Genomic DNA, 20,970 nt, shown 5'->3' on the forward strand with positions numbered 1-20,970 from the left:
TCTTCCGCCCGCCCCACCCACAGGGGCAGTCTCCCAGCCGTACGGCGGGCCGGGGCCGCATCACGCAAGCCTTCCGTCGCCCGTGTGGGCCAGCGACCCACCAGGAGTGTCACACCCTCGGGGGCAAACCGTCACCGCATTGTCTTATTGCCCGCGTCCTGGCCTGGGTAGCGCAAAGGGTAACGGACGCTACGCAAGGAGGACCTCATGTCCCGCAACCGGACGGCCGAACTGGTGAAGCTCGGCGACTCTCGGCAGACGATCGCGACGGCCGAGCAGGACGTGCGTGGCCGGCACGTCGTCGACGCCGAGGGGGAGGAGTTGGGCAAGGTCGATGACCTGCTGATCGACAGCGAGGAGCGCAGGGTGCGGTTCCTGGTGGTCGAGCACGGCGGAATCCTCGGCATCGGCGCCACCGCGACCTTCATCCCCGTGGACGCGGTCGCGGATATCGCCGATGACACCGTGCGGATCGACCTGACCCGCGCCAAGGTCGAGCAGGCGCCGGCGTACGACCCGGAACTCGTCGACGACACCGGGTACTACGAGGATCTGTACTGGTACTACGGCTATGCGCCGTTCTTCGGTCCCAGCGTGGCCCCGCCGTACCCCGTGCCGCCGTCCCAGCGCTGAACCAGCGCTTACCCGATCACGCCGATCGTCGAGCATCAGCGGCCGGAGCGTGAGTCGGCCGCATCGCCCGGCCCATTCGAGGAGTTTCCTTCATGACCTATCCCTGGTTCTTCCCCGACGACAGTCCACCGCGGTACCAGACGGTGTTCGGCTCGGACGACACCCGGTTGGCCTGGCAACTGCTCGACCGGATGCACCAGAATCCGCTGCTGCGCCGCGAAAGCATCTGCATCGAGGTGCAGAACCACGTGGTGATTCTGGAGGGGTCGGTGAGCAGAGCGGAGGCAGTAGTCGAAGCAAGCCGGCTCGCCTGGGACACCCGGGGGGTGTACGACGTCAACAACCGCCTACGCCGGTTGGACGGGTGAACGCCCGCCCTGCCGGCGCCGAACTTCACCGCAGCGGGCATCCGGCAGCAACCCGGGACGGTTCAGCGGCGACGTTATGATCATCGAGGTTCATCGGAAGCCGTCGAGGTCCGGTGGCGTGATGTCGACGCACATTCCTGGAGCGTGACGGTGCTGTTGTTGTCGTTCGCCGCGGTCCTGCTGGTGGCGGTGCTGCTCTCCGCGCTGGCGCACCGCACCGTCCTCTCCACCGCCGCGCTGTTTCTCGTCGCGGGGTTCATCCTCGGCGAGGACACCACCGGGCTGCTGCATCTGCGCGCCGATTCCCCCATCGTGGCGCAACTCGCCGAGCTTGCCCTGTTCGCCGTGCTGTTCACCGATGGGATGCGGGTCGGCTGGGCGGACCTGCGCTCGGCGTGGCGGCTGCCAGGCCGAGCGCTGGGCTGGGGCCTTCCGCTGACCCTGCTGATCACCGCCGTGCTGGCCCACTATGTGGCTGGCCTGGACTGGCCGGAGGCGCTGCTGATCGGCGCGGTCCTGGCTCCCACCGACCCGGTGTTCGCGGCCGCGTTGGTCGGCAATGACAAGGTGCCGGCACGCCTGCGGCATCTGCTGAATGTGGAGTCGGGCGTGAACGACGGGCTGGCCCTGCCGTTCGTCGTGCTGCTCCTCGCTGTCACCGCCGGCGCGGACGACCTGCACATGGGTGAGCTCTTCAGTGAACTCGCAGTCGGTCTGCTCATCGGTGTGCTGGTGCCGCTGCTGGCGATCGGGTTGGAGCGCACCCGCTTCTTCGCGGCGTCAGCGGCGTACGAGCCGCTCAACGGTGTGGCGATCGGGCTGCTGGTGCTGGCGCTGGGTACGGTGACCCACGGCAATCTGTTCCTCGCCGCGTTCGCCGCTGGCATCACTGTGGCCACGTTCGGTCCGCGCGAGCGGGCTTCCTTCGAACATTTCGGGGAGAACATCGCCGAGTTGTTGAAACTCGCCGCGTTGTTGGTCTTCGGCGCGCTGATCTCGGTGCGGTTCCTGGGCGAGATCTCCTGGACCGGATGGGCCTTCGCGGTGCTGGCGATCTTCGTGGCCCGTCCGGTCGCGCTGTGGATATCGTTCCTGCGCTCCGGGCTCGGCCCCAGAGAGCAGGCTGCCGCGATGTGGTTCGGGCCGAAGGGCTTCGCCTCGGTCGTCTACGGACTGCTGGTCCTGGAGTCCGGCATCGCCGCCGGGGACGAGGTGTTTCACCTCGTCGCTCTGACAATCGTCATTTCCATCCTGTTGCACTCCTCGACCGACGTCGTGATCGCACGGGCGTTCGACGAGTCGCAGGAGGCGCCCGCCTGGTTCGGTGTTCTTCGCCGCACCCGTCGGGAGCGCCGAGCAGCCGACCCGGGGGAGTCAGCGGAGTGACGCCACGTCAGTTCCCGTTCGTCGCCTCGGTGAGAGCGCTTGCAGGGGCCGTCAGGGGCTGGCGCTGGACTGCTCCCAGCGTCGCCACCAGGACTCCTCGGTCGGTTCTTCGGCGGCGACTACCAGGGCGTTGATCAGATCTGTGGGTGTCTGCGGGCGTTCGACGTCGGCTGCCTTGAGGAGCCGCCGGATCTCGGCGGTCCGGTGCCGCATCACGTCGCCCACGAGCGTCTTGCCGGCCTCGGTGAGGGTCAACCAGGCGACCCGCCGGTCGTCATGCCGATGGCGCCGGGCCACCAGTGCCCGGTGTACCAGGCGGTTGCACGTCCGTGTCGCGGTCGACGGGTGCACTCCCAGCGAGGACGCCAGATCCACGGTGCGCAGCGGGGCGGAGGACGCCAGGATGACCAGTGTCCGGTACTGCGACAGGGTCACCTCGGCGTTCAGTGAGCCCAGCGCCCGAGCGGTGATCCCCACCAGGGTGCGACTCAGCGCGGACAAGCCGTCAACCAGCCGATCGTGCTCCGCGGTCGACGGAGGACCGCCCTCCACGTACAGTTCCACCCAGAAATGATTGCACGGATGCACGCATAATCGTCGGGTGGACCGGATGCAGGTGACAACTGAAACGGGGCCTGCCGACCGGGCCGCCAGGTGGGAGCGGCTCACCGCGCTGCCTCTGACTGTCCTGTCGGTCATGTTCCTGGTCGTCTACGCGGCACCGATCCTGTGGCCCGGCCTTGCAGACTCCTGGCAACGGGTGTGCGAGGCGACCGCCGTCTTCATCTGGCTGACGTTCTGGATCGACTTCGCGGCACGGCTGATCCTGGCTGGCCGTCGGCGCCGGTTCCTACGGAATCACCTGTTCGACCTCGCCGTCCTGGTCCTGCCCGTGCTTCGTCCGCTGCGTGCCCTGCGGTTGATCACCGTGGTGCTGAGCCTCAGCCGGAAGGCCGAATCCTGGGCTCGTGGCCGGCTCGCCGTCTACGTGGGCGCCACCACCATGTTGCTCGTGTTCGTCTCCGCGCTGGCGGTGCTGGACGCCGAACGGTCCGCGTCCGGCAGCAACATCGCCTCGTTCGACGACGCGCTGTGGTGGGCGACCGTGACGATCACCACCGTCGGCTACGGCGATCACTATCCGGTCACCGGTACGGGCCGATTCGTCGCGTTGGGGCTCATGATCGGCGGTATCGGCCTGATCGGCTTCGTCACCGGCTCGCTGGCCACCTGGATCGTCGAACGGGTCTCCGCACAGGAAACGGCCGCCACGGCCACCGTTGAGGACATCGCGGCACTGCGCGCGGAGATCGCGGCCCTGCGTCGGCAGCTCGATCCGTCGACCTCGACAACAGGCGACGACCCCCACCGGTGGAGCCATGCGACCCCTTCCGTCGACTGACCGCAGCGTGGACAAGCCGCCGGCCGCCGGGTCCACCATCGCGAACGGTTCGCTGTTGGGGAGGTGGACCCGCTGGCTCGGGTTACGGCTGGCCTTCGGGTTCATCGCGGTGGTCCTGCTCGTTGATGCAGCGGCGGGCACCCACGCCGTACTCATCGGCTTTCTGGCGCTCGCTCCGCTGTTCGCCGCTGCCGTCGAAACCCCGCGCCGTACAGCTGTGGTGTCGGCCACCGCCACCACGGCGGCGGTGGTGGCCGGGCTGCCCAGCGGGATGCTGGGCAGCCTCGATCACCTGTTGCGGGTGGCGGTCGTCATCGCGGTCAGCCTGATGGCGGTGTATGTCGCCCAGGCCCGCACCGGACGGGAGGAGCGGCTGCGTCGGATGGCCGAGATCGTGCGGATCACCCAGGCCGCGATTCTGCGGGAGCCGCCCGGGCACGCGCCCGGGGTCGAGCTGGCCGCCCGGTACGTCTCGGCTTACGAGCAGGCCGGCGTGGGTGGCGACCTGTACGAGGTGGTGGTCGTCGATCCGCGAGGACTGCGGATCATTGTCGGTGACGTCTGCGGCAAGGGGCTCGACGCGGTGCGGCTGGCCTCGGCGGTGGCAGGGGCGTTCCGACAGTCGGCGATCATCCGCTCGGACCTGACGCAGGTGGCTCGCGATCTGGACGACCTCGTCGGTCGTGAGCCGACTCCCGCTACCGGCGCGACGTTCGTCACCGCCGTTCTGGTCGAGTTACGTGGCGACGAGATCCGTTCAGTCAACTGCGGCCATCCCGCGCCGATCCTCCGGCATCGCTCCGGGAACCTTGAGGAACTCGAGGTGTCGTCACCGGATCGGCCTCTAGGGTTGGGTGGCCCACGGTCGGCGGAGGTCACCCACCGTTGGGAGGTCGGTGACCGGCTGCTGTTGCACACCGACGGCCTGATCGAGGCGCGGGACGACAACGGGCGCTTCTTCCCGATGTCCGCGTTGCGGGAGTGCCTCTCCAGATCCTCGGTGGACGACTCCCTCGCGGCCGTCTGGGGGAGCGTGCACCGGCACGTGGGCGGCGAACCACACGACGACATCGCGCTTCTGCTGGCCGAGCGCCGGCCGTCGGCGGCCGGCTAGCCACACCTGAGCCGGGGCACTACGCGATCGTGGCGAGGGTTCTTGGCGCCGGGTACGCTGACCGGCGACAGTTCATTGCATCCATGCATGCTTCAGGGGTTTGCCGAGCGTCGATCAGAAGGGAGTGGGCGTGGACTTGTCCATCGACACGACCCGAGTCGGTCCCGTGGTTCGGATCCGGCTGCACGGAGAGATCGACGTGGCGACAACGGGCCTCGTGCACGACGCGGTAATCGCGGCCTTGACGTCCGATTCGGTGCGACAGGTCCTCCTTGACTTCGCCGGCCTGACCTTCATCGACTCCTCCGGCATGGGAACCCTGGTGGCCTGCCAGCGGGCCGTCGCGGTGCGGGGCGGCGCCTTGCGGTTGGAGAACCTCGCGCCCTTCGTTCGACGGCAACTCTTCGCCGCGGGCCTCCTCGGGCTGTTGGGCGGAGAGGACGACGCGCACGCCGTTTCGCCGAACTGACCCCTCGCTGACCCCACAGATCGGATCTCGCTCGTGACTCCGCCCCCGGATGCCGCGTTGCCCCGTCGCGGTGCCGCAGCCGAACGCCTGCGGCGCGTGGTCGCTCGGGGGTTGATGCTCGTGCGCTCGCGGTGGGGCAGGCGGGTCCTGACCGCGGTGGCGCTGGTCGCCGTCACCGCGACGGGCATCACGGTCGGCACCTTGCTGGCTGCCAGGGGGTCCAGTGACGTCGGACCGTTCCGGGTCGCCTTTCAGCTCACCCCGTCCACGGACGGCGGCACGGAGATCGCCATCCCACCGCTCGGATCGCTCTTCCTCGACAGTCACGACGGTCCCCTGCGACTGACCGCCCGTCTTGACTCACTCGACCAACACCGCACCGAGGCCCTGCTCGACGACCCCACCGGCCTCGCCCAGGCCGGCGACGCGGCGCCCCGCGACCTCCGCGACGCTGTGGTCCGCCTCGGACTTCGGACGCTCGGGGTGTCGGTCCTCGCGTCCATGCTGCTCGCCGGGCTGACATTCCGGTCGGTGGGCCGCGTCGCCTGGTCCGGTGGTCTCGCCCTGCTCGTCACCGGCGGCACCCTGGGCGCCGCCGCCCTGACGGTACGACCACAGGCGTTGGCCGAGCCCCGCTACGAGGGCCTGCTGGTCAACGCCCCAGCCTTGATCGGGGACGCCCAACGGATCGCGGACGACTACACCCGCTACGCCGAGCAGTTGCAACGTCTGGTCGGGAACGTCGGCAAGCTCTACACCACCGTGTCGACCCTGCCCATCTACGAAGCGGCGCCGGGCACCACCCGGATCCTGCACGTCTCGGATCTGCACCTCAACCCCGCCGCCTGGCCGGTCATCCGAACTGTGGTCGAGCAGTACGACATCGACCTGGTGATCGACACCGGAGACATCACCGACTGGGGCAGCGAGCCCGAGACCTCGTACGTCTCCATGATCGGCCAACTCGCGGTGCCCTACGTCTACATCCGCGGCAACCACGACTCGCCTCGCACCGCGGCGGCGGTTGCCAGCCAGGCGAACGCGGTGGTGCTGAACGACTCCGCCACGACGATCGCGGGAGTGACGATCGCCGGTATCGGGGACCCCCGGTTCACGCCCGACAAGCAAGAAGTAGAGACAAGACCTTGGGAGGAACCCACGGCGACGGTCGAGGGTACGGGTGGACAGCTCGCCAGGACTATCCGCTCCCTCGACGTGCCGGTGGACATCGCGCTGGTGCACGACCCGGCATCCGCACCAGGGCTCAATGGGACCGTGCCACTCGTCCTGGCCGGCCACACACACCAGCGAGCGGTGACGACGCTTCCGCCCACGGGCGCGGTCGGCACCCGGCTGGCGGTGCAGGGTTCCACGGGCGGGGCAGGACTGCGAGGGCTCGAAGGCGACGAACCCACGCCGCTGGCCATGTCGGTGCTCTACCTCGGCGCGAACCGCCGACTCCAGGCCTACGACGACATCCGCGTCGGCGGCACCGGAACGGCGCAGGTCAGCCTCAACCGCAAGGTGGTCGACGCAGCGCTGGTGGATGCCGCGGCGCCGTCCGCCACCCCGGCCGCCCGCTAGGGGTGACCGCGCGGGCCGCCCCTTGGGCCCATGGCCTGCACGCCCGTTGCCGACAGCCCAGGCTGATAGGTTGATCTCAGGTGTGCCGGGAAGCCTGGTCGGCGTTGCGATGATGGCTGACCAGAACAGGAGAAGGCTGAATGAGCACCCTGGCCTGGATCGCCGTGGCCGTCTTCGTCGCCGCCTACGTCCTGATCGCCACCGAGAAGATCAATCGGGTGACGGTGGCCCTGGGTGGTGCATCGATCATGCTGGCGATCGGGGCGACCGACGCCGAGCATGCGTTCTTCTCCGAAGAGGCGGGGATCGACTGGAACGTCATCTTCCTGTTGCTGGGGATGATGCTGATCGTCGGCGTGCTGAAACGCACCGGCCTGTTCGAGTACCTGGCGATCTGGAGCGCCAAGAAGGCTCGGGGTCGCCCGTTCCCGATCATGGTGATCCTGGTGGTGGTGACCGCCGTGGTGTCGGCGGCGCTGGACAACGTCACCACAGTGCTGCTGGTAGCGCCGGTGACGCTGCTGGTCTGCGAGCGGCTCGACGTGCCGCCGATCCCATTTTTGATCGCAGAGGTTATGGCGTCCAACATCGGTGGCGCGGCAACCCTGGTAGGCGACCCACCGAACATCATCATCGCCAGCCGGTCGGGGTTGAGTTTCACCGATTTCCTGAACGTCATGGCTCCGCTGGTGCTGATCGTGCTCGTCGTGTTCGTCGGCCTGTGTCGGATCATGTTCCGCACGGCGTTCCGCTACGACGCCGAGCGCGCCGCGCGGGTGATGGCGCTGCGGGAGGCGGACGCGATCCGCGACCGTCGCCTCGTCGTGACCAGCCTGGTGGTCCTCGGCGCGGTGCTGCTCGCGTTCGGCCTGCACACCTTCCTGCGTCTGGAGCCGTCGGTGGTGGCCATACTCGGCGGCCTGCTGCTGCTGGCGTTGTCCCGACTGGACGCGGAGGACGTGGCCAAGGACGTCGAATGGCCGACGCTGGTGTTCTTCGCTGGCCTGTTCATCATGGTCGGCGCCCTGGTCGCCACCGGGGTGATCGACAGCATCGCCCGGTCGGCGATCGGGGCCGTCGAGGGCAAGCTGTGGCCGGCCACCATGTTGCTGTTGTGGGCGTCGGCAGGGTTGTCGGCGATCGTGGACAACATCCCGTACGTGGCGACGATGAGCCCGATTGTGAGCGAATTGGTGAACGCCGAAGGCGGGCTCGGTAAGGCTCAGGTGCTGTGGTGGGCGCTCGCTATCGGGGCTGACTTCGGCGGCAACGCCACTGCCGTCGGCGCCTCGGCGAACGTGGTGGTGCTCGGTATCGCCGAGCGCGCCGGGCACAAGATCACGTTCTGGGGGTTCACCAAGTACGGGCTGATCGTCACCGTGATCTCGGTGGCGGTCGCGGTGCCGTACCTGTGGCTGCGATTCTTCTGACGCTCAGGTGCCGAGCATCCGGTCGAGCAACCCGTCCAGGGTGATCGCGCCGGTCATCACCTGGTCGCGGTCAACGACAGCGACCAGCGGCACATTCGATCGGGCCATCACCGAGGCGACCTCGAGCAGGGTGGCGTCGGCGCTGACCGCAGGCAGGCCCGGACGGTTGCGGGGCAGCAGGTCCGCGACGGTGCGGTCGCCGATACCCTCCAGGATCACGTCGGCGGCGGCCTCGTCGATCACCCGGGCCAGCGCCGGATCGTCCTGGCAGTAGGACGGCAGCGCCATCCGCAGCACCTGCGTGCCAGCCAGCACCGTCGACGGACGGCCCATGGTGTCCACCACGATCAGGCCGGGCAGGTCCTGCGCCGCCAGAATCCGCGCGGCCTCCCTGGCCGGCATGTCCTCGGTAACGGTGTCCATCGAGATCGCCACATCGCTCGCGCGCATGCACCGACGATACGCCCGGGACAGCGCGTTGACCGTGCTGATGCCGCCTGGCAGCTCCCGCTCGCAGTGGACCTATTTCTGGTAGACATCGGGAACGTCGTCATGGTCCCGGTCGACCCGCTCGGCCTCGTAGATCTGCCGGTACACGCGATTACGCGCCCGCAAGATGATCATGGCGAGCGCGGCGGCGATCAGGGAGCCTGCCAGCACGGCGATCTTGACCCGGTCGTCGGCGTCGCTGTCGATACCGAAGGCGAGTTCGCCGATCAGCAACGAGACGGTGAAACCGATGCCGGCCAGCACGGCCAGCCCGGTCACGTCGATCCAGGCCAGCCCTGAGTCCAGCCGGGCCCGGGTGAATCGGGCGACGAGCCAGGTTGCCAGGAGGATGCCGATCGGCTTGCCGACGACCAGGCCGAGCATGATGCCCACAGCGATTGGGTCGGTGAGCGCCTGCGCCAGGCCGTCGAGCCCGCCGATGGCCACTCCGGCGGACATCAGCGCGAACACCGGCACCGCGACGCCGGCGGAGATTGGCCGGAATCGGTGCTCGAAGTGCTCGGCCAGGCCCAGCCCTGGGCCGGTGCCCCTGGAGCGCAGCACCGGGACGGCGAAGGCGAGCAGCACCCCGGCGACGGTGGCGTGCACGCCGGAGGCGTGCACGAGCGCCCAGGTTGCGAACGCCAGCGGCAGGAGCAGCCACCATGAGCGCACCCGACGTTGCACCAGCAGCGCGAACAGGCCCAGCGGCACCGCCGCGGCCAGCAGCGGCAGCAGCGACAGGTGGGCGGTGTAGAAGACCGCGATGATGACGATCGCCAGCAGGTCGTCCACCACTGCCAGGGTCAGCAGGAAGGTGCGCAGCGCGGTCGGCAGATGCCGGCCGATCACCGCCAGTACGGCGAGGGCGAACGCGATGTCGGTGGCGGTCGGTACTGCCCAGCCCTTCAGTGCGCCACCTGAGTTCACCACCACGTACAGCAGAGCCGGCACGAGTACGCCGCCGATCGCGGCGGCGACCGGGACTGCGGCTCGGCGGGGATCACGCAGGTCGCCGGCGACGAACTCGCGTTTGAGTTCGAGGCCGGCAACGAAGAAGAAGATCGCCAATAGCCCGTCGGCCGCCCAGGTGGCAAGCGAGAGGTCAAGGTGCAGCGAGTGAGGCCCGATGGTAAGCGCCGTCATCGCCTCGTAGCGGTGCGCCCACGGGGAGTTCGCCCAGATCAGCGCCACAGCGGCACCGATCAGCAGCAGCGCGCCGCCGATCGTCTCCTTGCGCAGCACCTCGGCGATGCGACTCGCCTCGGCCCAGGAACCGCGGCCGAGGACACGAGGGGGTGACTGCGGGTTGGACATCACAAGCGAGCACCTTTCGGAAGACGGGTCGGAGCCATTGCCGACCAGACTTCCCGGCGCACCGGAACCCATCGTACCGGCAGCCACGGCCGGAACGTCCGCTGCCAGCTACGACCGGCGGTGCCCCTCTTCCCTGCGCCTCAGCATACGCAGGCACCGGTTCCCTGCACCCAGGACCACGGCCACCACGAAGGTTGGTGTGAAACCCCACGGAGACGGAGTCGGTGGCGCGCCGTCAGCGAGGACACCGACGAACACGCCGACGGCCACTACCGATCAGGGGTGCGAGGTTGGCGCGGGCGGCGTAGACGGCGGCGGTGTATCCGGCAGGTCCGGAACCAATGATGATCAGGCGCTCGGGGTCGAGCATGAAAGGACTCCTGGTCAGGGGTGAGCCGCCCGCCGGACAGGTGGTCCGGCGGGCGGCGTCGAGGGTGGCGTCAGGCGGTGGGGCGCAGCTCGGCGAGGAGCTTCTCCACCCGGGCGCGGATGTCGTCGCGGATCGGGCGGACGGCGTCGACGCCCTTGCCGGCCGGGTCGTCGAGCTTCCAGTCCTCGTAGCGCTTGCCAGGGAAGACCGGGCAGGCGTCGCCGCAGCCCATGGTGACGATCACATCCGAGGACTCCGCGGTGGCGTACTCCAGGAGCTTGGGGGTCTGGTCGGTGATGTCGATGCCGACCTCGCGCATCGCCTCGACGGCGGCGGGGTTGACCTGGTCGGCGGGTGCGCTGCCGGCGGAGCGGACCTCGACGGTGTCGCCCGCGAGGTGGCGCAGCCAACCGGCGGCCATCTGGGAGCGGCCGGCGTTGTGGACGCAGACGAACAGGACACTGGGCTTGTCGGACATCAGGAGCCTTTCTTGCTGCACGGGTTGCGGGGCCGGTTGACCGGCGCCTCGTCGGAGGTCGCGGGCAGGCGTGGGTCGGGGCGGCTGTTGCGGTCGAGCTCGCGGTAGCGGCCGGCGGCACGCGGTGGGTTGACCAGGCTGCGGTGCGGCCTTCGCGCTCCACCGTGCTCCGGTTTGACTGTCATGCGCGGTGGTCCAGCGCCGGATCGCTGTCGGCGGGGACGACCACCTGGTCGGCGGCCTGCCCGGCGTCGGGGTAGAGCGCGGCCAGGAGACCAACGCCGACGGCGAGTCCGACGAGCTGGGCGATGACGAACCCGGGAACCGAGGTGGGGGCGATGCCGGCGAAGGTGTCGGTGAACGCGCGGCCGATCGTCACGGCGGGGTTGGCGAACGAGGTCGACGAGGTGAACCAGTAGGCGGCGCCGATGTAAGCGCCGACGGCCGCGGGTGCGACCAGGGCGCGGCCAGAGCGGGCGAGGGCGAAGATCAGCAGGATCAGGCCGGCGGTGGCGACGACCTCACCGAGCCGCAGGTGCCCGGCGGCGCGGTCCTTGCCGGAGAAGTCGACGGCGGCGAGGTCGAACATCAGGTTCGCCAGCACCGACCCGGCGATCGCGCCCAGCACCTGCGCTGCGACGTATCCGCCGAGGTCGCGGGCGGTGAGGCCGGTGCCGGCGCGGCGGCCGAGGAACCAGTCGGCGGCGGACACGACGGGGTTGAAGTGCGCGCCGGAGACCGGCCCGAAGATCAGGATCAGCGCGGCGAGAGCGAAGGCGGTGGCGATCGAGTTCTGCAGCAGCTGCAGGCCGACGTCGGTCGGGGAGAGGGTGGCGGCCATGATGCCGGAGCCGACCACGGCGGTGACCAGCAGGGCGGTGCCGGTGAACTCGGACAGCAGGCGCCGCCACAGGGTGGGGGTCATCGGTCTGTTCTCTCCCATGGTGTTGCTGTCCTGAAGGCTCGGGCAGGGTGGTTATCGGGTGGTGTGCACGTGCAGATCGTCGAGGAGCCGGCGGACCCGGCGTTCGACCTCGTCGCGGATGGGCCGCACGCCGGTGGTGTCGAGGCCGGCGGGGTCGTCGAGGTCCCAGTTCTCGTAGCGGGTGCCGGGAAAGACCGGGCAGGCGTCACCGCAGCCCATGGTGACCACGACGTCGGCGGCGCGGACGACCTCGTCGGTCCAGGGCTTGGGGAACTCCTCGCCGATGTCGATGCCGCGTTCGGCCATGGCGGCGATGGCGGCGGGGTTGAGCTCGATGCCTGGTTCGCTGCCGCCGGACCAGGCGACGGCCCGGTCGCCGGCGAGGTGGGTGAAGAAGCCGAGGGCCATCTGGGAGCGGCCGGCGTTGTGGGTGCACAGGAACAGCACCACGGGGCGGCCGTCGCGGTGGTGGCCCTCGACGCGGGCCAGGGCCTGCAGGCGCTGACGGGCGAAGCGTTCGGCGAGCAGTGGCAGGTAGTGCGGGATGGTGCTGGCGGTAGCGAACTGGTCGTAGCTGGAATGCAGAAACGTCTCGATGGTCTCGGCGCCGTAGACGCCGGTGAACGCCTCGGCGAGGCGGATCGCCGCGGTGCGCAGGGCGACCTGCTGGTCGATGGACACCTGGTCGTAAGGGTGAGGGCTGGTGTCAGTCATGACGGTCTCCGGGGGCGGTGGTGACGGCGTGGGCGACCCGGTCGACGCGGGCGGCGAGGTCGGCGAACGCGGCCTCGAACGCCTCGTCGGTGTCGACGCGGACCGGGTCGGGAACCGACCAGTGCAGGCGGGGGCGCACGGGCCCGGTGAGGTCTTCGTGGGCGTTGTCGCACACGGCGATGAGAAGGTCGTCGTCGCGGACGACGTCGGTGACGTGGGCGGTGGCGGTGGGGTCCAGGCGCAGCCCGTGCCGGCCGGCGACGGCCACCGCGCGGGGGTGCACCCGGGAGGCCGGATGCGTGCCGGCCGACGCTGCCGGGGCGTGGGTGCGCTCGTGCCAGAGCGCGGCGGCGAGCTGCGAGCGGGCGGAGTTGCGGGTGCAGACGAACACCACCCGGCCGACGCCGGTCAGCGGCGGCGGGGTCAGCGCGGCGAGGGCGTCCGGCCGCAGCCGCAAGTAGGTGCGGCGCTTGTCGCCCTCGGAGCGACCCTTGACCACCAGGCCGGCCTCGGTGAGGACCTTGACGTGGTGGGCGACGAGGTTGGTGGGCAGGTCCAGGGTATGGGCGATCTCGCCGGGGGACGCGTCGCCGAGGGTGAGCGCGTCCACGATCGCCAGCCGCGCCGGGTCGCCGAGCGCAGCGTGGATGCGCGCCCGCCCAGCCAAAGAATCACGCTCAATGTTCATTGACTCAACCATAGCTGAGCTAATTGGGGTTGGCAAAACGTCCCCGAGACGCGGCCGCCCGAGAGTCGGGTGCGCGGCATCGGCCGACCGGAGCGTTCCGAACTTCCCCGCCCGAACCCGCCCGCCAAAGGCGGGCGGGTTGCTACGAGCCGGCGGGCTCGACGGCGAGCAGGGACGCCAACTGGCGAAGGACGCCGGGCCGGGCGCGGTAGTAGACCCAGGTGCCGCGCCGTTCGGCGTCGACCAGGCCGGCCTCGCGAAGCGTCCGGAGGTGGTGGGAGATCGTCGGACCGGTCAGGTCGAACGCCGGCGTGAGGTCGCAGACGCACGCCTCCCCGCCCTCGGCGGAGGCGATCATCGACATCAGCTGCAGGCGCACCGGATCGCCGAGCGCCTTGAACGCCGCCGCGAGAGCAGCCGCCGCCTGCGCGGGCACCCGCCGCTGGGTCAACGGCGCGCAGCAGGAGGTCGCCGCGTTCAGGTCGATGGCCACGAGCGGCGCCGGCTGCTTAGACATGCCTCTAGGTTGACAGGCTTCTAATCAGCGTGCAACTCTCTGATTTGACAGGCGTCGAGACAGGCTGCGGTGAGGTGGAGGATCACGATGACTGCCGGGACTGACCGCCCGACGACCTCGGTAGGCAGGGCGGGTGTCGCGATTCGACCCATGGCCGCGACGGACGCCGGCGACGTCCTGGCGATCTACCAGGCGGGTCTGGACGCAGGCAACGCCAGTTTCGAGACGACGGCGCCGGCCTGGGCGCACTTCGACGCCGCGCGGCTGCCCGCGCACCGCTTGGTGGCCGTGGCCGGCGGTGTCGTCGTCGGCTGGGTCGCGGCGTCGCCGACCTCCACCCGGGCGGTCTACGCCGGGGTCATCGAACACTCCGTCTACGTGCACCCCGCCGCTCAGGGTCGCGGTGCCGGCCGGCTGCTGCTCGACGCGCTCGTCGCCTCCACCGAGGCCGCCGGGATCTGGACCATCCAGTCCGGCGTCTTCCCGGAGAACACCGCCAGCCTGGCCCTGCACGAGCGAGCCGGCTTCCGGGTCGTCGGCGTCCGCGAACGCGTCGGCCGCCACCACGGCCGGTGGCGCGACGTGGTCCTGATCGAGCGCCGCAGCCCCGCCATCGTCTGACCCGTTCCTGGCCCCGGACACCCGGGGCCCCGTCCACCTATCTGATTCGACAGTTATCAACACAGAGGAGATGCCTGATGAGCGCCCTGGACACCCTTCCGGTCGTGGTGATCGGCGCCGGCCCCGTCGGTCTGGCCGCCGCCGCCCACCTACACGAGCGCGGCCTGCCCTTCCTCGTTCTCGAAGCCGGCGACACCGCCGGCGCGGCGGTGCGCCAGTGGGGCCACGTGCACATCTTCTCCCCGTGGCGGTACGACATCGACCCCGCCGCCCGGCGCCTCCTCGACGACGCCGGCTGGATCGCCCCCGACCTCGAGGCCCTGCCCACCGGCGCCGAACTGGCCACCGACTACCTCCAGCCATTGGCCGAGCTACCGGCGCTCAAGCCCCACCTGCGCTACGGCACCCGGGTCCAGGCCATCAGCCGGCTCGGCCTGGACCGGCTACGCACCACCGGCCGCGACACCACCCCGTTCCTCATCCGCCTCACCGACGGCCAGGAAGTGCTCGCCCGCGCGGTCATCGACGCCTCCGGCACCTGGCACACCCCCAACGTCCTCGGCGCCTCCGGCCTGCCCGCCCGCGGCGAGACCGACGCGACGGCGTACCTGGAGCACGCCCTTCCCGACGTGCTCGGCGCCGACCGCGACCGGTTCGCCGGCCGCCACACCCTCGTCGTCGGCGCCGGCCACTCCGCCGCCAACACCCTGCTCTCCCTGGCAGACCTCGCCGCCGAGCACCCGGGCACCGAGGTGACCTGGGCGATCCGTACCACCTCACCGGCGCGCACCTACGGGGGCGGCGACGCCGACGCCCTTCCCGCCCGCGGGGCGCTGGGCTCCCGGCTGCGCGCCCACGTCGACGCCAGCCGGATCCGGTTGCTCACCGGCTTCTCCGTCCACGCCCTCACCCCCACCGACGACCGCGTGACCGTCGTGGTGCGGCACGGTGACGGCAGCGAGGAATCGGTCACCGTGGACCGCATCGTCGCCGCCACCGGCTTCCGCCCCGACCACACCATCGCCACCGAACTGCGCCTGGACCTCGACCCGGTCATGGGCGCCACCCGCGCCCTCGCCCCGCTCATCGACCCCAACGAGCACTCCTGCGGCACCGTGCCCCCGCACGGCGTCGACGAACTCGCCCACCCCGAGGTCGGCTACTACGCCGTCGGCATGAAGTCCTACGGCCGGGCGCCGACGTTCCTCATGGCCACCGGCTACGAGCAGGTCCGCTCCGTCGTCGCCGCCCTCGCCGGCGACTGGACCGCCGCCCGCGACGTCCAGCTCGACCTACCCGAGACCGGGGTGTGCAACAGCAACCCCGACGACTCCGCCACCGGCGACAGCTGCTGCGGACCCGCACCGGCCACCGAACCGACGGGACGCGGACTGGCCACCGGCATCACCGGCGGGCTGCTCACCGCGCCGCTGAACCTCGTCACCCTCGACGCCGCACCCGCCGACACGCAGGCCGGCGGCTGTTGCGGCAGCTGATGCCCACCACCACGACGGTGCCCGCCGACCCCACGGTCGGCGGGCACCACGGTTGGCGGATCCTCGCCGCCCTCGCCGTCACCTCCACCATCGGCTACGGCACCCTCTACTACGCCTACCCGGTCCTGCTGACGCCGATGGCCACCAGCATCGGCGCGTCCACCACCGCCGTCACCGGCGCGCTCACCGCCTCCGTCCTCACCGGCGCCCTCATGGCCATCCCCGTCGGCCGGTGGCTCGACCACCACGGCGGTCGCGCGCTCATGACCGCCGGCTCGATCACCGCCACCGCGCTGCTGATCGCCTGGTCCCAGGTGCAGACCATCGGCCAGCTCTACGCCGTCATGATCGGCATCGGCGCCTGCGGCGCGATGGTGCTCTATGAACCCGCCTTCGCCGTCATCGTCTCCTGGTTCACCCCCGACCGGCGCGCCACCGCCCTTCTTGCGGTCACGATCGTGGCCGGGTTCGCCAGCACCATCTTCATGCCGCTGACCGGCCTGCTGACCGAGCACTTCGGCTGGCGCGGCGCGCTGCTCGCCCTCGCCGCCGTCCACGGCGTGGTGACCATCCCGCTGCACGCGACGGCCGTCCGCCAGCCCCGACCGGCAGGTACAGCACCAGCCGACCCGGTCCGACGCGCGCACCCCGGACGACGGTCGGTCGCTCACGCCGCGATGCGCGACATCCGCTTCTGGATCCTCACCGCGACCTTCACCGCCCACGGCCTCGCCACCAGCACCATGACCGTGCACCTCATCGGCTACCTGATCAGCCGCGGGCACCCCGCCACCTTCGCCGCCACCGCCACCGGCCTGCTCGGCGTCCTGTCCGTCACCGGCAGGCTCGTCCTCACCGCCGCCCGCCGACGCCTCCCCGTCACCACCATCGTGGGCGCCGTCTACGCCACCCAGGCCGCCGCCGTGTTCGCCATGCCCCTGCTCGCCGCCACCCGCACCGGCGCGATCATCAGCGTGATCGGCTTCGGACTCGGCTTCGGCATCACCAGCCTCGCCACCCCCGCCCTGCTCACCGACCGGTACGGCACCACCGCCTACGCCACCATCGCCGGACGCCTCGCCGCCCCCGTCACCATCGCCAAAGCCACCGGCCCCCTCGCCGCCGCCGCGCTTCTACACGCCAGCGCCGGCTACGCACCCCTGCTCGTCGGCCTCGCCACCTGCTGCGCGCTCGCCGCCATCGGCGTCACCACCCGAACGAAGCTCTCCGCACCGAAGCCCTCCAACAGACACTCATCACGTACTGTGCGAATGTGATCGTTCGGTCATGACACGACCTATCCGACCGAAGGAACATCGTCATCTGCTCGGCCGGTGACGGCCTCCACCAGGTGGGTAGCCGAGGTGACCTACCCTTGCCGGTGAATGCCCGGCAGGTGTGCCGCATCGAGCCCGGTCAACCCGTGCTGCTCGCCGCCATCGTCACGCACGACCTGCTCGTCGTGCATCCCGTCAGCACCGTCGTACGCCTGCTCGCCGACCTCGAGGCCGCTCCGACGGCGGATCTCCCCGCCCCGACATCCAATATGTGCGTTAGGTCACGGTCAATACCTGAAGGTCATTCGTTGGCGGCCCGGGCCTCGGGCTTGATCCAGTCGAAGGTGCGCTCCACCGCGCGCTGCCAGTTCTCCCGTTCCTCGGCGCGCACGGCGTTGTCCATCTTGGGCACCCAACGGGCGGCGGGGTGCCAGTTGCTACGCAGTCCCTCCAGGTCGGGCCAGTAGCCGACCGCCAGCCCGGCGGCGTACGCCGCGCCGAGGGAGACCGTCTCGGCGACCATCGGGCGCACCACCGGCACCGCGACCACGTCGGCGACGAACTGCATCAGCAGGTTGTTGGCGGTCATCCCGCCGTCCACCCGCAGCGCCGTCAACTCCAGGCCGGAGTCGGCGTTCATCGCGTCGACCACCTCGCGGGTCTGCCAGCCGGTGGCCTCCAGCACCGCGCGGGCCAGGTGCCCCTTGGTGATGTACGAGGTGAGCCCGACGATCACGCCGCGCGCCTCGCTGCGCCAGTGCGGCGCGAACAGTCCGGAGAAGGCCGGCACGATGTAGCAGCCGCCGTTGTCGTCCACCGTGCGGGCGAGGGTCTCGATCTCCGGCGCCGAACTGATCAGCTCCAGCCGGTCGCGGAACCACTGCACCAGGGACCCGGTGATCGCGATGGAGCCTTCGAGGGCGTAGACGGCCGGCTGGCCGCCGATCTGGTAGCCGACGGTGGTGAGCAGCCCGTGGCTGGAGTGCACCGGCTCCGTGCCGGTGTTGAGCAGCAGAAAGCTGCCCGTGCCGTAGGTGCACTTGGCGTCGCCCGGCGCGAAGCAGGTCTGGCCGAACAGGGCGGCCTGCTGGTCGCCGAGCGCCGCTGCGATCCGCACGCCGGGCAGGACGGCGGTCGCGGTGCCGTACACCTCCGACGAGGAGCGGATCTCGGGCAGCATGGCGGCCGGGATGCCGAAGAAGGCCAGCGAGTCCGGGTGCCAGCCGAGCGCGCGCAGGTCCATCAGCATGGTCCGGCTGGCGTTGGTGACGTCGGTCAGGTGCAGACCGCCGTCCGGGCCGCCGGTGAGGTTCCAGATCAGCCAGCTCTCCATCGTCCCGAAGAGCACCTCGCCGCGCTCGGCCCGCTCGTACAGCCCGGGCGTGTGGTCGAGCAGCCAGCGCAGCTTGGGGCCGGAGAAGTACGTGGCCAGCGGCAGCCCACAGCGTTGCCGGAGGTCCTCGGCGCCGGGCGCCCGGGCCAGCGCCTCCACCAGTGTGTCGGTGCGGGTGTCCTGCCAGATGATCGCCGGCGCCACCGGGACGCCGGTTCGCCGGTCCCACACCACGGTGCTCTCCCGCTGGTTGGCGATGCCGATCGCGGCGACCTGGCCCGCGACGATGCCGGCCTGGGCGAGGGCCCGGGGCACCACCTTGCCGACGTTGCGCCAGATCTCCAGCGCGTCGTGTTCCACCCAGCCGGGCCGGGGGAAGTGCTGCTGGTGCTCCCGCTGCGCCACGGAGACGAGGTTGCCCCGTCGGTCGAACACGATGCAGCGGGTCGAGGTGGTGCCCTGGTCGATGGAGACGACGTAGCTGTCAGTCACTTCCTCGTCCTCTCTGGCGCAAATGGCGGGGCAGGGTGGACGGATCACCAGCGCGCCGCGCCGAGATCCCGGGATACCGCGCGTGCGGCGTCGCGGACGTACGCGACGAGCGCCGGGCGGGGGTGGCGCTGCGCGTCGCAGACGCGGTCGACCGGGCCGGAGAGCCCGATCGCGCCCACGACGAGGCCGCCGTAGCCGCGGATGGGCGCGGCGATACCGGCCTTGCCGAGGGTCATCTCCTCGATCTCGGCGCCCCAGCCGTTGTCCCGGATCTCGGTCAGCGCCCGGCTGAGGGTCCGGGCGGTGACCAGGGTGCGCCGGGTGTACGGCTCGGGTTCGCCCTGCATCACCGCGTTGGCGGCGCCGACGTCGTAGGCGAGCAGGACCTTGCCGAGCGCGGTGGCGTGCGGGGGCAGCAGGGACCCGACGTCGAGGGTCTGCAGGGTGTCGTCGGGCCGGAAGACGTGGTGGACCACCAGCACCTTGCCGTCCAACAGGGTGCCGATGCGGACGGCCTCGCCGCTGCGCGCGGCCAGCGGGTCGGCCCAGTTGATGGAGCGTGAGCGCAGTTCGTTGACGTCGAGGTAGCTGGTGCCCAGGTGCAGCAGGGCCGCCCCGAGCTGGTACTTGCCGGAGGTCTTGTCCTGCTCCACGAAGCCGACGTCCTGCAGCGTCCGGACGATGCCGTGCGCGGTGCCTTTGGCCAGGTCGAGGGAGCGGGCGATCTCCCCGATGCCGAGGCGGCCGGAGCTGCTGGCCAGCAGGCGGAGGATCGCCGCGGCCCGCGTGATGGACTGCACCTGGCCCGGCATGGGGCGGAATGCTAATCGCGTTTCGGCGGCCGCAACAGTGTTCGGCATTGTCGACCGGGGTTCGTTGACCCGGCCCCGAGGGTTCCCTACGGTTCACCGCACGGTGACGTTACTGCACCGCGGCGTCACCGACCGGCCCTCCACTTCCCCCGACGGGAGGGCTGCCACCCCCACCGTTTCTGGAGGCAAGATGGCGCAACGGTTGAAAGCGCCCGGGCTCGTTGGCGAGTTGGCCGCCGAGTTCGCCGGCACCGCGATCCTCATCCTGTTCGGCGTGGGCGTGGTCGCCCAGGTGGCCGCGGCGGGAACCGGAGAGTTCGACAGCATCGCCTGGGCCTGGGGCCTCGGCGTCACGCTCGGCGTGTACGTGGCGGGCCGCATCAGCGGCGCGCACCTCAACCCCGCGGTCACCGTCGCCCTGGCGGTCTTCAAGGGCTTCTCCTGGCGCAAGGTGCTGCCGTACTCGCTGGCCCAGACCGCCGGCGCGTTCGTCGCGGCCCTGATCATCCGCTGGAACTACAGCGAGGTGCTGTCCCGGTTCGACCCGGGCCTCACCAGCAAGAGCCAGGGCGTCTTCTCCACCATGCCCGGTGCCGGCGTGAGCGAGTGGGGTGGCCTGCGCGATCAGATCATCGGAACGGCCATCCTGCTGTTCCTCGTCCTGGCGGTCACCGACGCCCGCAACTCGCTGCCCGCCGGCAACCTCGCCCCGCTGATCATCGGCCTGATCGTGGTGGCTATCGGCATGGCCTTCGCCGCCAACGCCGGCTACGCCATCAACCCCGCCCGCGACTTCGGCCCCCGCCTCGCCTCGTTCCTGACCGGTTACGAAACGGCCTTCCAGGACACCAGCGGATATCCGTACTTCTGGGTGCCCATCGTCGGGCCGCTCGTCGGTGGCGTCGTCGGCGCCGGCCTCTACGAGCTGATCATCGGCCGTTTCCTGCCCAGCGAGGACGAGCTGGAGCCGGGCGCCCTGGCCACCGAGACCGACGCGGCCCGGGCCGAGCCCGCCCGCGTCTGACATCCGCCGACCCGCATTCTCGCGACCATCA

At 70.5% G+C, this 20,970-nt stretch carries 23 protein-coding genes and 1 pseudogene; 12 read left to right on the forward strand and 12 right to left on the reverse strand.

Annotated elements, in window-relative coordinates; all coding sequences use genetic code 11:
- The first annotated feature begins 207 nt into the window (after window positions 1-207).
- The 3 genes from FHG89_RS14530 to FHG89_RS14540 all read left to right on the forward strand — a co-directional run bounded on the left by FHG89_RS14530 (window position 208) and on the right by FHG89_RS14540 (window position 2,387).
- Window positions 208-633 carry a PRC-barrel domain-containing protein gene (locus FHG89_RS14530; RefSeq protein ID WP_139584909.1) on the forward strand — a complete coding sequence of 142 codons (426 nt, stop codon included), beginning with the start codon at window positions 208-210 and terminating at the stop codon, window positions 631-633.
- A 92-nt stretch (window positions 634-725) separates the two neighbouring features.
- Window positions 726-1,001 carry a BON domain-containing protein gene (locus FHG89_RS14535; protein WP_139584910.1) on the forward strand — a complete coding sequence of 92 codons (276 nt, stop codon included), beginning with the start codon at window positions 726-728 and terminating at the stop codon, window positions 999-1,001.
- A 150-nt stretch (window positions 1,002-1,151) separates the two neighbouring features.
- Entirely contained in the window at window positions 1,152-2,387 is a 1,236-nt protein-coding gene (locus FHG89_RS14540; RefSeq protein WP_139584973.1) for a cation:proton antiporter, read from the forward strand.
- Window positions 2,388-2,438: 51 nt separating this feature from the next.
- Here FHG89_RS14540 and FHG89_RS14545 read toward each other — a convergent pair whose 3' ends face one another.
- Window positions 2,439-2,951 carry a MarR family winged helix-turn-helix transcriptional regulator gene (locus FHG89_RS14545; protein ID WP_244295442.1) on the reverse strand — a complete coding sequence of 171 codons (513 nt, stop codon included), beginning with the start codon at window positions 2,949-2,951 and terminating at the stop codon, window positions 2,439-2,441.
- 46 nt (window positions 2,952-2,997) lie between these two features.
- On the opposite strand from FHG89_RS14545, the gene FHG89_RS14550 reads away from it, so the two are divergent.
- The 5 genes from FHG89_RS14550 (at window position 2,998) to FHG89_RS14570 (ending at window position 8,386) form a co-directional block, all read left to right on the forward strand.
- Complete coding sequence (locus FHG89_RS14550) at window positions 2,998-3,789, forward strand: potassium channel family protein (protein WP_139584912.1); 792 nt, start codon at window positions 2,998-3,000, stop codon at window positions 3,787-3,789.
- Complete coding sequence (locus FHG89_RS14555) at window positions 3,767-4,903, forward strand: PP2C family protein-serine/threonine phosphatase (RefSeq protein ID WP_139584913.1); 1,137 nt, start codon at window positions 3,767-3,769, stop codon at window positions 4,901-4,903. Before FHG89_RS14550 ends, FHG89_RS14555 begins: the two co-directional genes overlap by 23 nt.
- A 130-nt stretch (window positions 4,904-5,033) precedes the next feature.
- Window positions 5,034-5,372, forward strand: coding sequence for an STAS domain-containing protein (locus tag FHG89_RS14560; RefSeq protein ID WP_167517426.1), 339 nt, complete (start codon window positions 5,034-5,036; stop codon window positions 5,370-5,372).
- Window positions 5,373-5,486: 114 nt separating this feature from the next.
- On the forward strand, window positions 5,487-6,956 hold the full coding sequence (locus FHG89_RS14565) for a metallophosphoesterase family protein (protein WP_139584974.1): 1,470 nt from the start codon (window positions 5,487-5,489) through the stop codon (window positions 6,954-6,956).
- Between the two features lie 140 nt (window positions 6,957-7,096).
- Window positions 7,097-8,386: an ArsB/NhaD family transporter gene (locus FHG89_RS14570; protein ID WP_139584915.1), complete on the forward strand. Its 1,290-nt coding sequence runs from the start codon at window positions 7,097-7,099 to the stop codon at window positions 8,384-8,386.
- A gap of 3 nt (window positions 8,387-8,389) precedes the next feature.
- Here FHG89_RS14570 and FHG89_RS14575 read toward each other — a convergent pair whose 3' ends face one another.
- The 9 genes and pseudogenes from FHG89_RS14575 to FHG89_RS14615 form a co-directional block, all read right to left on the reverse strand.
- On the reverse strand, window positions 8,390-8,836 hold the full coding sequence (locus FHG89_RS14575) for a CBS domain-containing protein (RefSeq protein ID WP_139584916.1): 447 nt from the start codon (window positions 8,834-8,836) through the stop codon (window positions 8,390-8,392).
- A 72-nt stretch (window positions 8,837-8,908) separates the two neighbouring features.
- Window positions 8,909-10,192: a Na+/H+ antiporter NhaA gene (gene nhaA / locus FHG89_RS14580; RefSeq protein ID WP_139584917.1), complete on the reverse strand. Its 1,284-nt coding sequence runs from the start codon at window positions 10,190-10,192 to the stop codon at window positions 8,909-8,911.
- Window positions 10,193-10,457: 265 nt separating this feature from the next.
- Window positions 10,458-10,562 (reverse strand): annotated as a pseudogene (locus FHG89_RS14585) (thioredoxin-disulfide reductase); the annotation flags it as partial.
- A gap of 70 nt (window positions 10,563-10,632) precedes the next feature.
- Window positions 10,633-11,040, reverse strand: a complete 408-nt coding sequence (locus tag FHG89_RS14590; RefSeq protein WP_139584918.1) for an arsenate reductase ArsC — start codon at window positions 11,038-11,040, stop codon at window positions 10,633-10,635.
- Window positions 11,040-11,225, reverse strand: a complete 186-nt coding sequence (locus tag FHG89_RS14595) for a hypothetical protein (RefSeq protein ID WP_139584919.1) — start codon at window positions 11,223-11,225, stop codon at window positions 11,040-11,042. The genes FHG89_RS14590 and FHG89_RS14595 overlap by 1 nt, the downstream gene beginning before the upstream one ends.
- A complete protein-coding gene (locus FHG89_RS14600) occupies window positions 11,222-11,965 on the reverse strand; it encodes an MIP/aquaporin family protein (protein WP_139584920.1) in 744 nt (247 codons plus the stop codon). The genes FHG89_RS14595 and FHG89_RS14600 overlap by 4 nt, the downstream gene beginning before the upstream one ends.
- A 51-nt stretch (window positions 11,966-12,016) precedes the next feature.
- Complete coding sequence (locus FHG89_RS33745) at window positions 12,017-12,679, reverse strand: arsenate reductase ArsC (protein ID WP_139584921.1); 663 nt, start codon at window positions 12,677-12,679, stop codon at window positions 12,017-12,019.
- Window positions 12,672-13,367: an arsenate reductase/protein-tyrosine-phosphatase family protein gene (locus tag FHG89_RS14610; RefSeq protein ID WP_139584922.1), complete on the reverse strand. Its 696-nt coding sequence runs from the start codon at window positions 13,365-13,367 to the stop codon at window positions 12,672-12,674. Before FHG89_RS14610 ends, FHG89_RS33745 begins: the two co-directional genes overlap by 8 nt.
- Window positions 13,368-13,509: 142 nt before the next feature.
- Window positions 13,510-13,884 (reverse strand): ArsR/SmtB family transcription factor, encoded by a 375-nt coding sequence (locus tag FHG89_RS14615; protein WP_139584923.1) that lies wholly within the window; start codon window positions 13,882-13,884, stop codon window positions 13,510-13,512.
- A 150-nt stretch (window positions 13,885-14,034) separates the two neighbouring features.
- On the opposite strand from FHG89_RS14615, the gene FHG89_RS14620 reads away from it, so the two are divergent.
- The 3 genes from FHG89_RS14620 to FHG89_RS14630 all read left to right on the forward strand — a co-directional run bounded on the left by FHG89_RS14620 (window position 14,035) and on the right by FHG89_RS14630 (window position 17,278).
- Window positions 14,035-14,505 (forward strand): GNAT family N-acetyltransferase, encoded by a 471-nt coding sequence (locus tag FHG89_RS14620; RefSeq protein ID WP_139584924.1) that lies wholly within the window; start codon window positions 14,035-14,037, stop codon window positions 14,503-14,505.
- A gap of 77 nt (window positions 14,506-14,582) precedes the next feature.
- The gene (locus tag FHG89_RS14625; protein ID WP_139584925.1) at window positions 14,583-16,001 is read left to right on the forward strand and encodes an FAD-dependent oxidoreductase; all 1,419 of its coding nucleotides are present in this window, start codon (window positions 14,583-14,585) and stop codon (window positions 15,999-16,001) included.
- A complete protein-coding gene (locus FHG89_RS14630) occupies window positions 16,001-17,278 on the forward strand; it encodes an MFS transporter (protein WP_139584926.1) in 1,278 nt (425 codons plus the stop codon). Before FHG89_RS14625 ends, FHG89_RS14630 begins: the two co-directional genes overlap by 1 nt.
- Window positions 17,279-17,579: 301 nt before the next feature.
- Here the strand turns inward: FHG89_RS14630 and glpK are convergent, their stop codons facing one another.
- Together glpK and FHG89_RS14640 are read right to left on the reverse strand one after the other, a co-directional pair.
- Window positions 17,580-19,103, reverse strand: coding sequence for a glycerol kinase GlpK (glpK, locus tag FHG89_RS14635; protein WP_139584927.1), 1,524 nt, complete (start codon window positions 19,101-19,103; stop codon window positions 17,580-17,582).
- Window positions 19,104-19,147: 44 nt separating this feature from the next.
- Window positions 19,148-19,915, reverse strand: coding sequence for an IclR family transcriptional regulator (locus FHG89_RS14640; RefSeq protein WP_139584928.1), 768 nt, complete (start codon window positions 19,913-19,915; stop codon window positions 19,148-19,150).
- Window positions 19,916-20,105: 190 nt separating this feature from the next.
- Here FHG89_RS14640 and FHG89_RS14645 point away from each other — a divergent pair, with 190 nt between their 5' ends.
- A complete protein-coding gene (locus FHG89_RS14645) occupies window positions 20,106-20,939 on the forward strand; it encodes an MIP/aquaporin family protein (RefSeq protein WP_139584929.1) in 834 nt (277 codons plus the stop codon).
- Window positions 20,940-20,970 lie beyond the last annotated feature (31 nt).

It is taken from the genome of Micromonospora orduensis (genome assembly GCF_006228125.1).
In the GTDB taxonomy this organism is placed as follows: Bacteria; Actinomycetota; Actinomycetes; order Mycobacteriales; family Micromonosporaceae; genus Micromonospora; species Micromonospora orduensis.

Excerpts from the sequence above, each read along its gene's own strand:
- FHG89_RS14530 (WP_139584909.1), top strand. The coding sequence starts at position 208 with ATGTCCCGCAACCGGACGGCCGAACTGGTGAAGCTCGGCGACTCTCGG.
- FHG89_RS14535 (WP_139584910.1), top strand. The coding sequence starts at position 726 with ATGACCTATCCCTGGTTCTTCCCCGACGACAGTCCACCGCGGTACCAG.
- FHG89_RS14550 (WP_139584912.1), top strand. The coding sequence starts at position 2,998 with ATGCAGGTGACAACTGAAACGGGGCCTGCCGACCGGGCCGCCAGGTGG.
- FHG89_RS14555 (WP_139584913.1), top strand. The coding sequence starts at position 3,767 with ATGCGACCCCTTCCGTCGACTGACCGCAGCGTGGACAAGCCGCCGGCC.
- FHG89_RS14565 (WP_139584974.1), top strand. The coding sequence starts at position 5,487 with ATGCTCGTGCGCTCGCGGTGGGGCAGGCGGGTCCTGACCGCGGTGGCG.
- FHG89_RS14570 (WP_139584915.1), top strand. The coding sequence starts at position 7,097 with ATGAGCACCCTGGCCTGGATCGCCGTGGCCGTCTTCGTCGCCGCCTAC.
- FHG89_RS14575 (WP_139584916.1), bottom strand. The coding sequence starts at position 8,836 with ATGCGCGCGAGCGATGTGGCGATCTCGATGGACACCGTTACCGAGGAC.
- nhaA (WP_139584917.1), bottom strand. The coding sequence starts at position 10,192 with ATGTCCAACCCGCAGTCACCCCCTCGTGTCCTCGGCCGCGGTTCCTGG.
- FHG89_RS14590 (WP_139584918.1), bottom strand. The coding sequence starts at position 11,040 with ATGTCCGACAAGCCCAGTGTCCTGTTCGTCTGCGTCCACAACGCCGGC.
- FHG89_RS14595 (WP_139584919.1), bottom strand. The coding sequence starts at position 11,225 with ATGACAGTCAAACCGGAGCACGGTGGAGCGCGAAGGCCGCACCGCAGC.
- FHG89_RS14600 (WP_139584920.1), bottom strand. The coding sequence starts at position 11,965 with ATGACCCCCACCCTGTGGCGGCGCCTGCTGTCCGAGTTCACCGGCACC.
- FHG89_RS33745 (WP_139584921.1), bottom strand. The coding sequence starts at position 12,679 with ATGACTGACACCAGCCCTCACCCTTACGACCAGGTGTCCATCGACCAG.
- FHG89_RS14610 (WP_139584922.1), bottom strand. The coding sequence starts at position 13,367 with ATGAACATTGAGCGTGATTCTTTGGCTGGGCGGGCGCGCATCCACGCT.
- FHG89_RS14615 (WP_139584923.1), bottom strand. The coding sequence starts at position 13,884 with ATGTCTAAGCAGCCGGCGCCGCTCGTGGCCATCGACCTGAACGCGGCG.
- FHG89_RS14620 (WP_139584924.1), top strand. The coding sequence starts at position 14,035 with ATGGCCGCGACGGACGCCGGCGACGTCCTGGCGATCTACCAGGCGGGT.
- FHG89_RS14625 (WP_139584925.1), top strand. The coding sequence starts at position 14,583 with ATGAGCGCCCTGGACACCCTTCCGGTCGTGGTGATCGGCGCCGGCCCC.
- FHG89_RS14630 (WP_139584926.1), top strand. The coding sequence starts at position 16,001 with ATGCCCACCACCACGACGGTGCCCGCCGACCCCACGGTCGGCGGGCAC.
- FHG89_RS14640 (WP_139584928.1), bottom strand. The coding sequence starts at position 19,915 with ATGCCGGGCCAGGTGCAGTCCATCACGCGGGCCGCGGCGATCCTCCGC.
- FHG89_RS14645 (WP_139584929.1), top strand. The coding sequence starts at position 20,106 with ATGGCGCAACGGTTGAAAGCGCCCGGGCTCGTTGGCGAGTTGGCCGCC.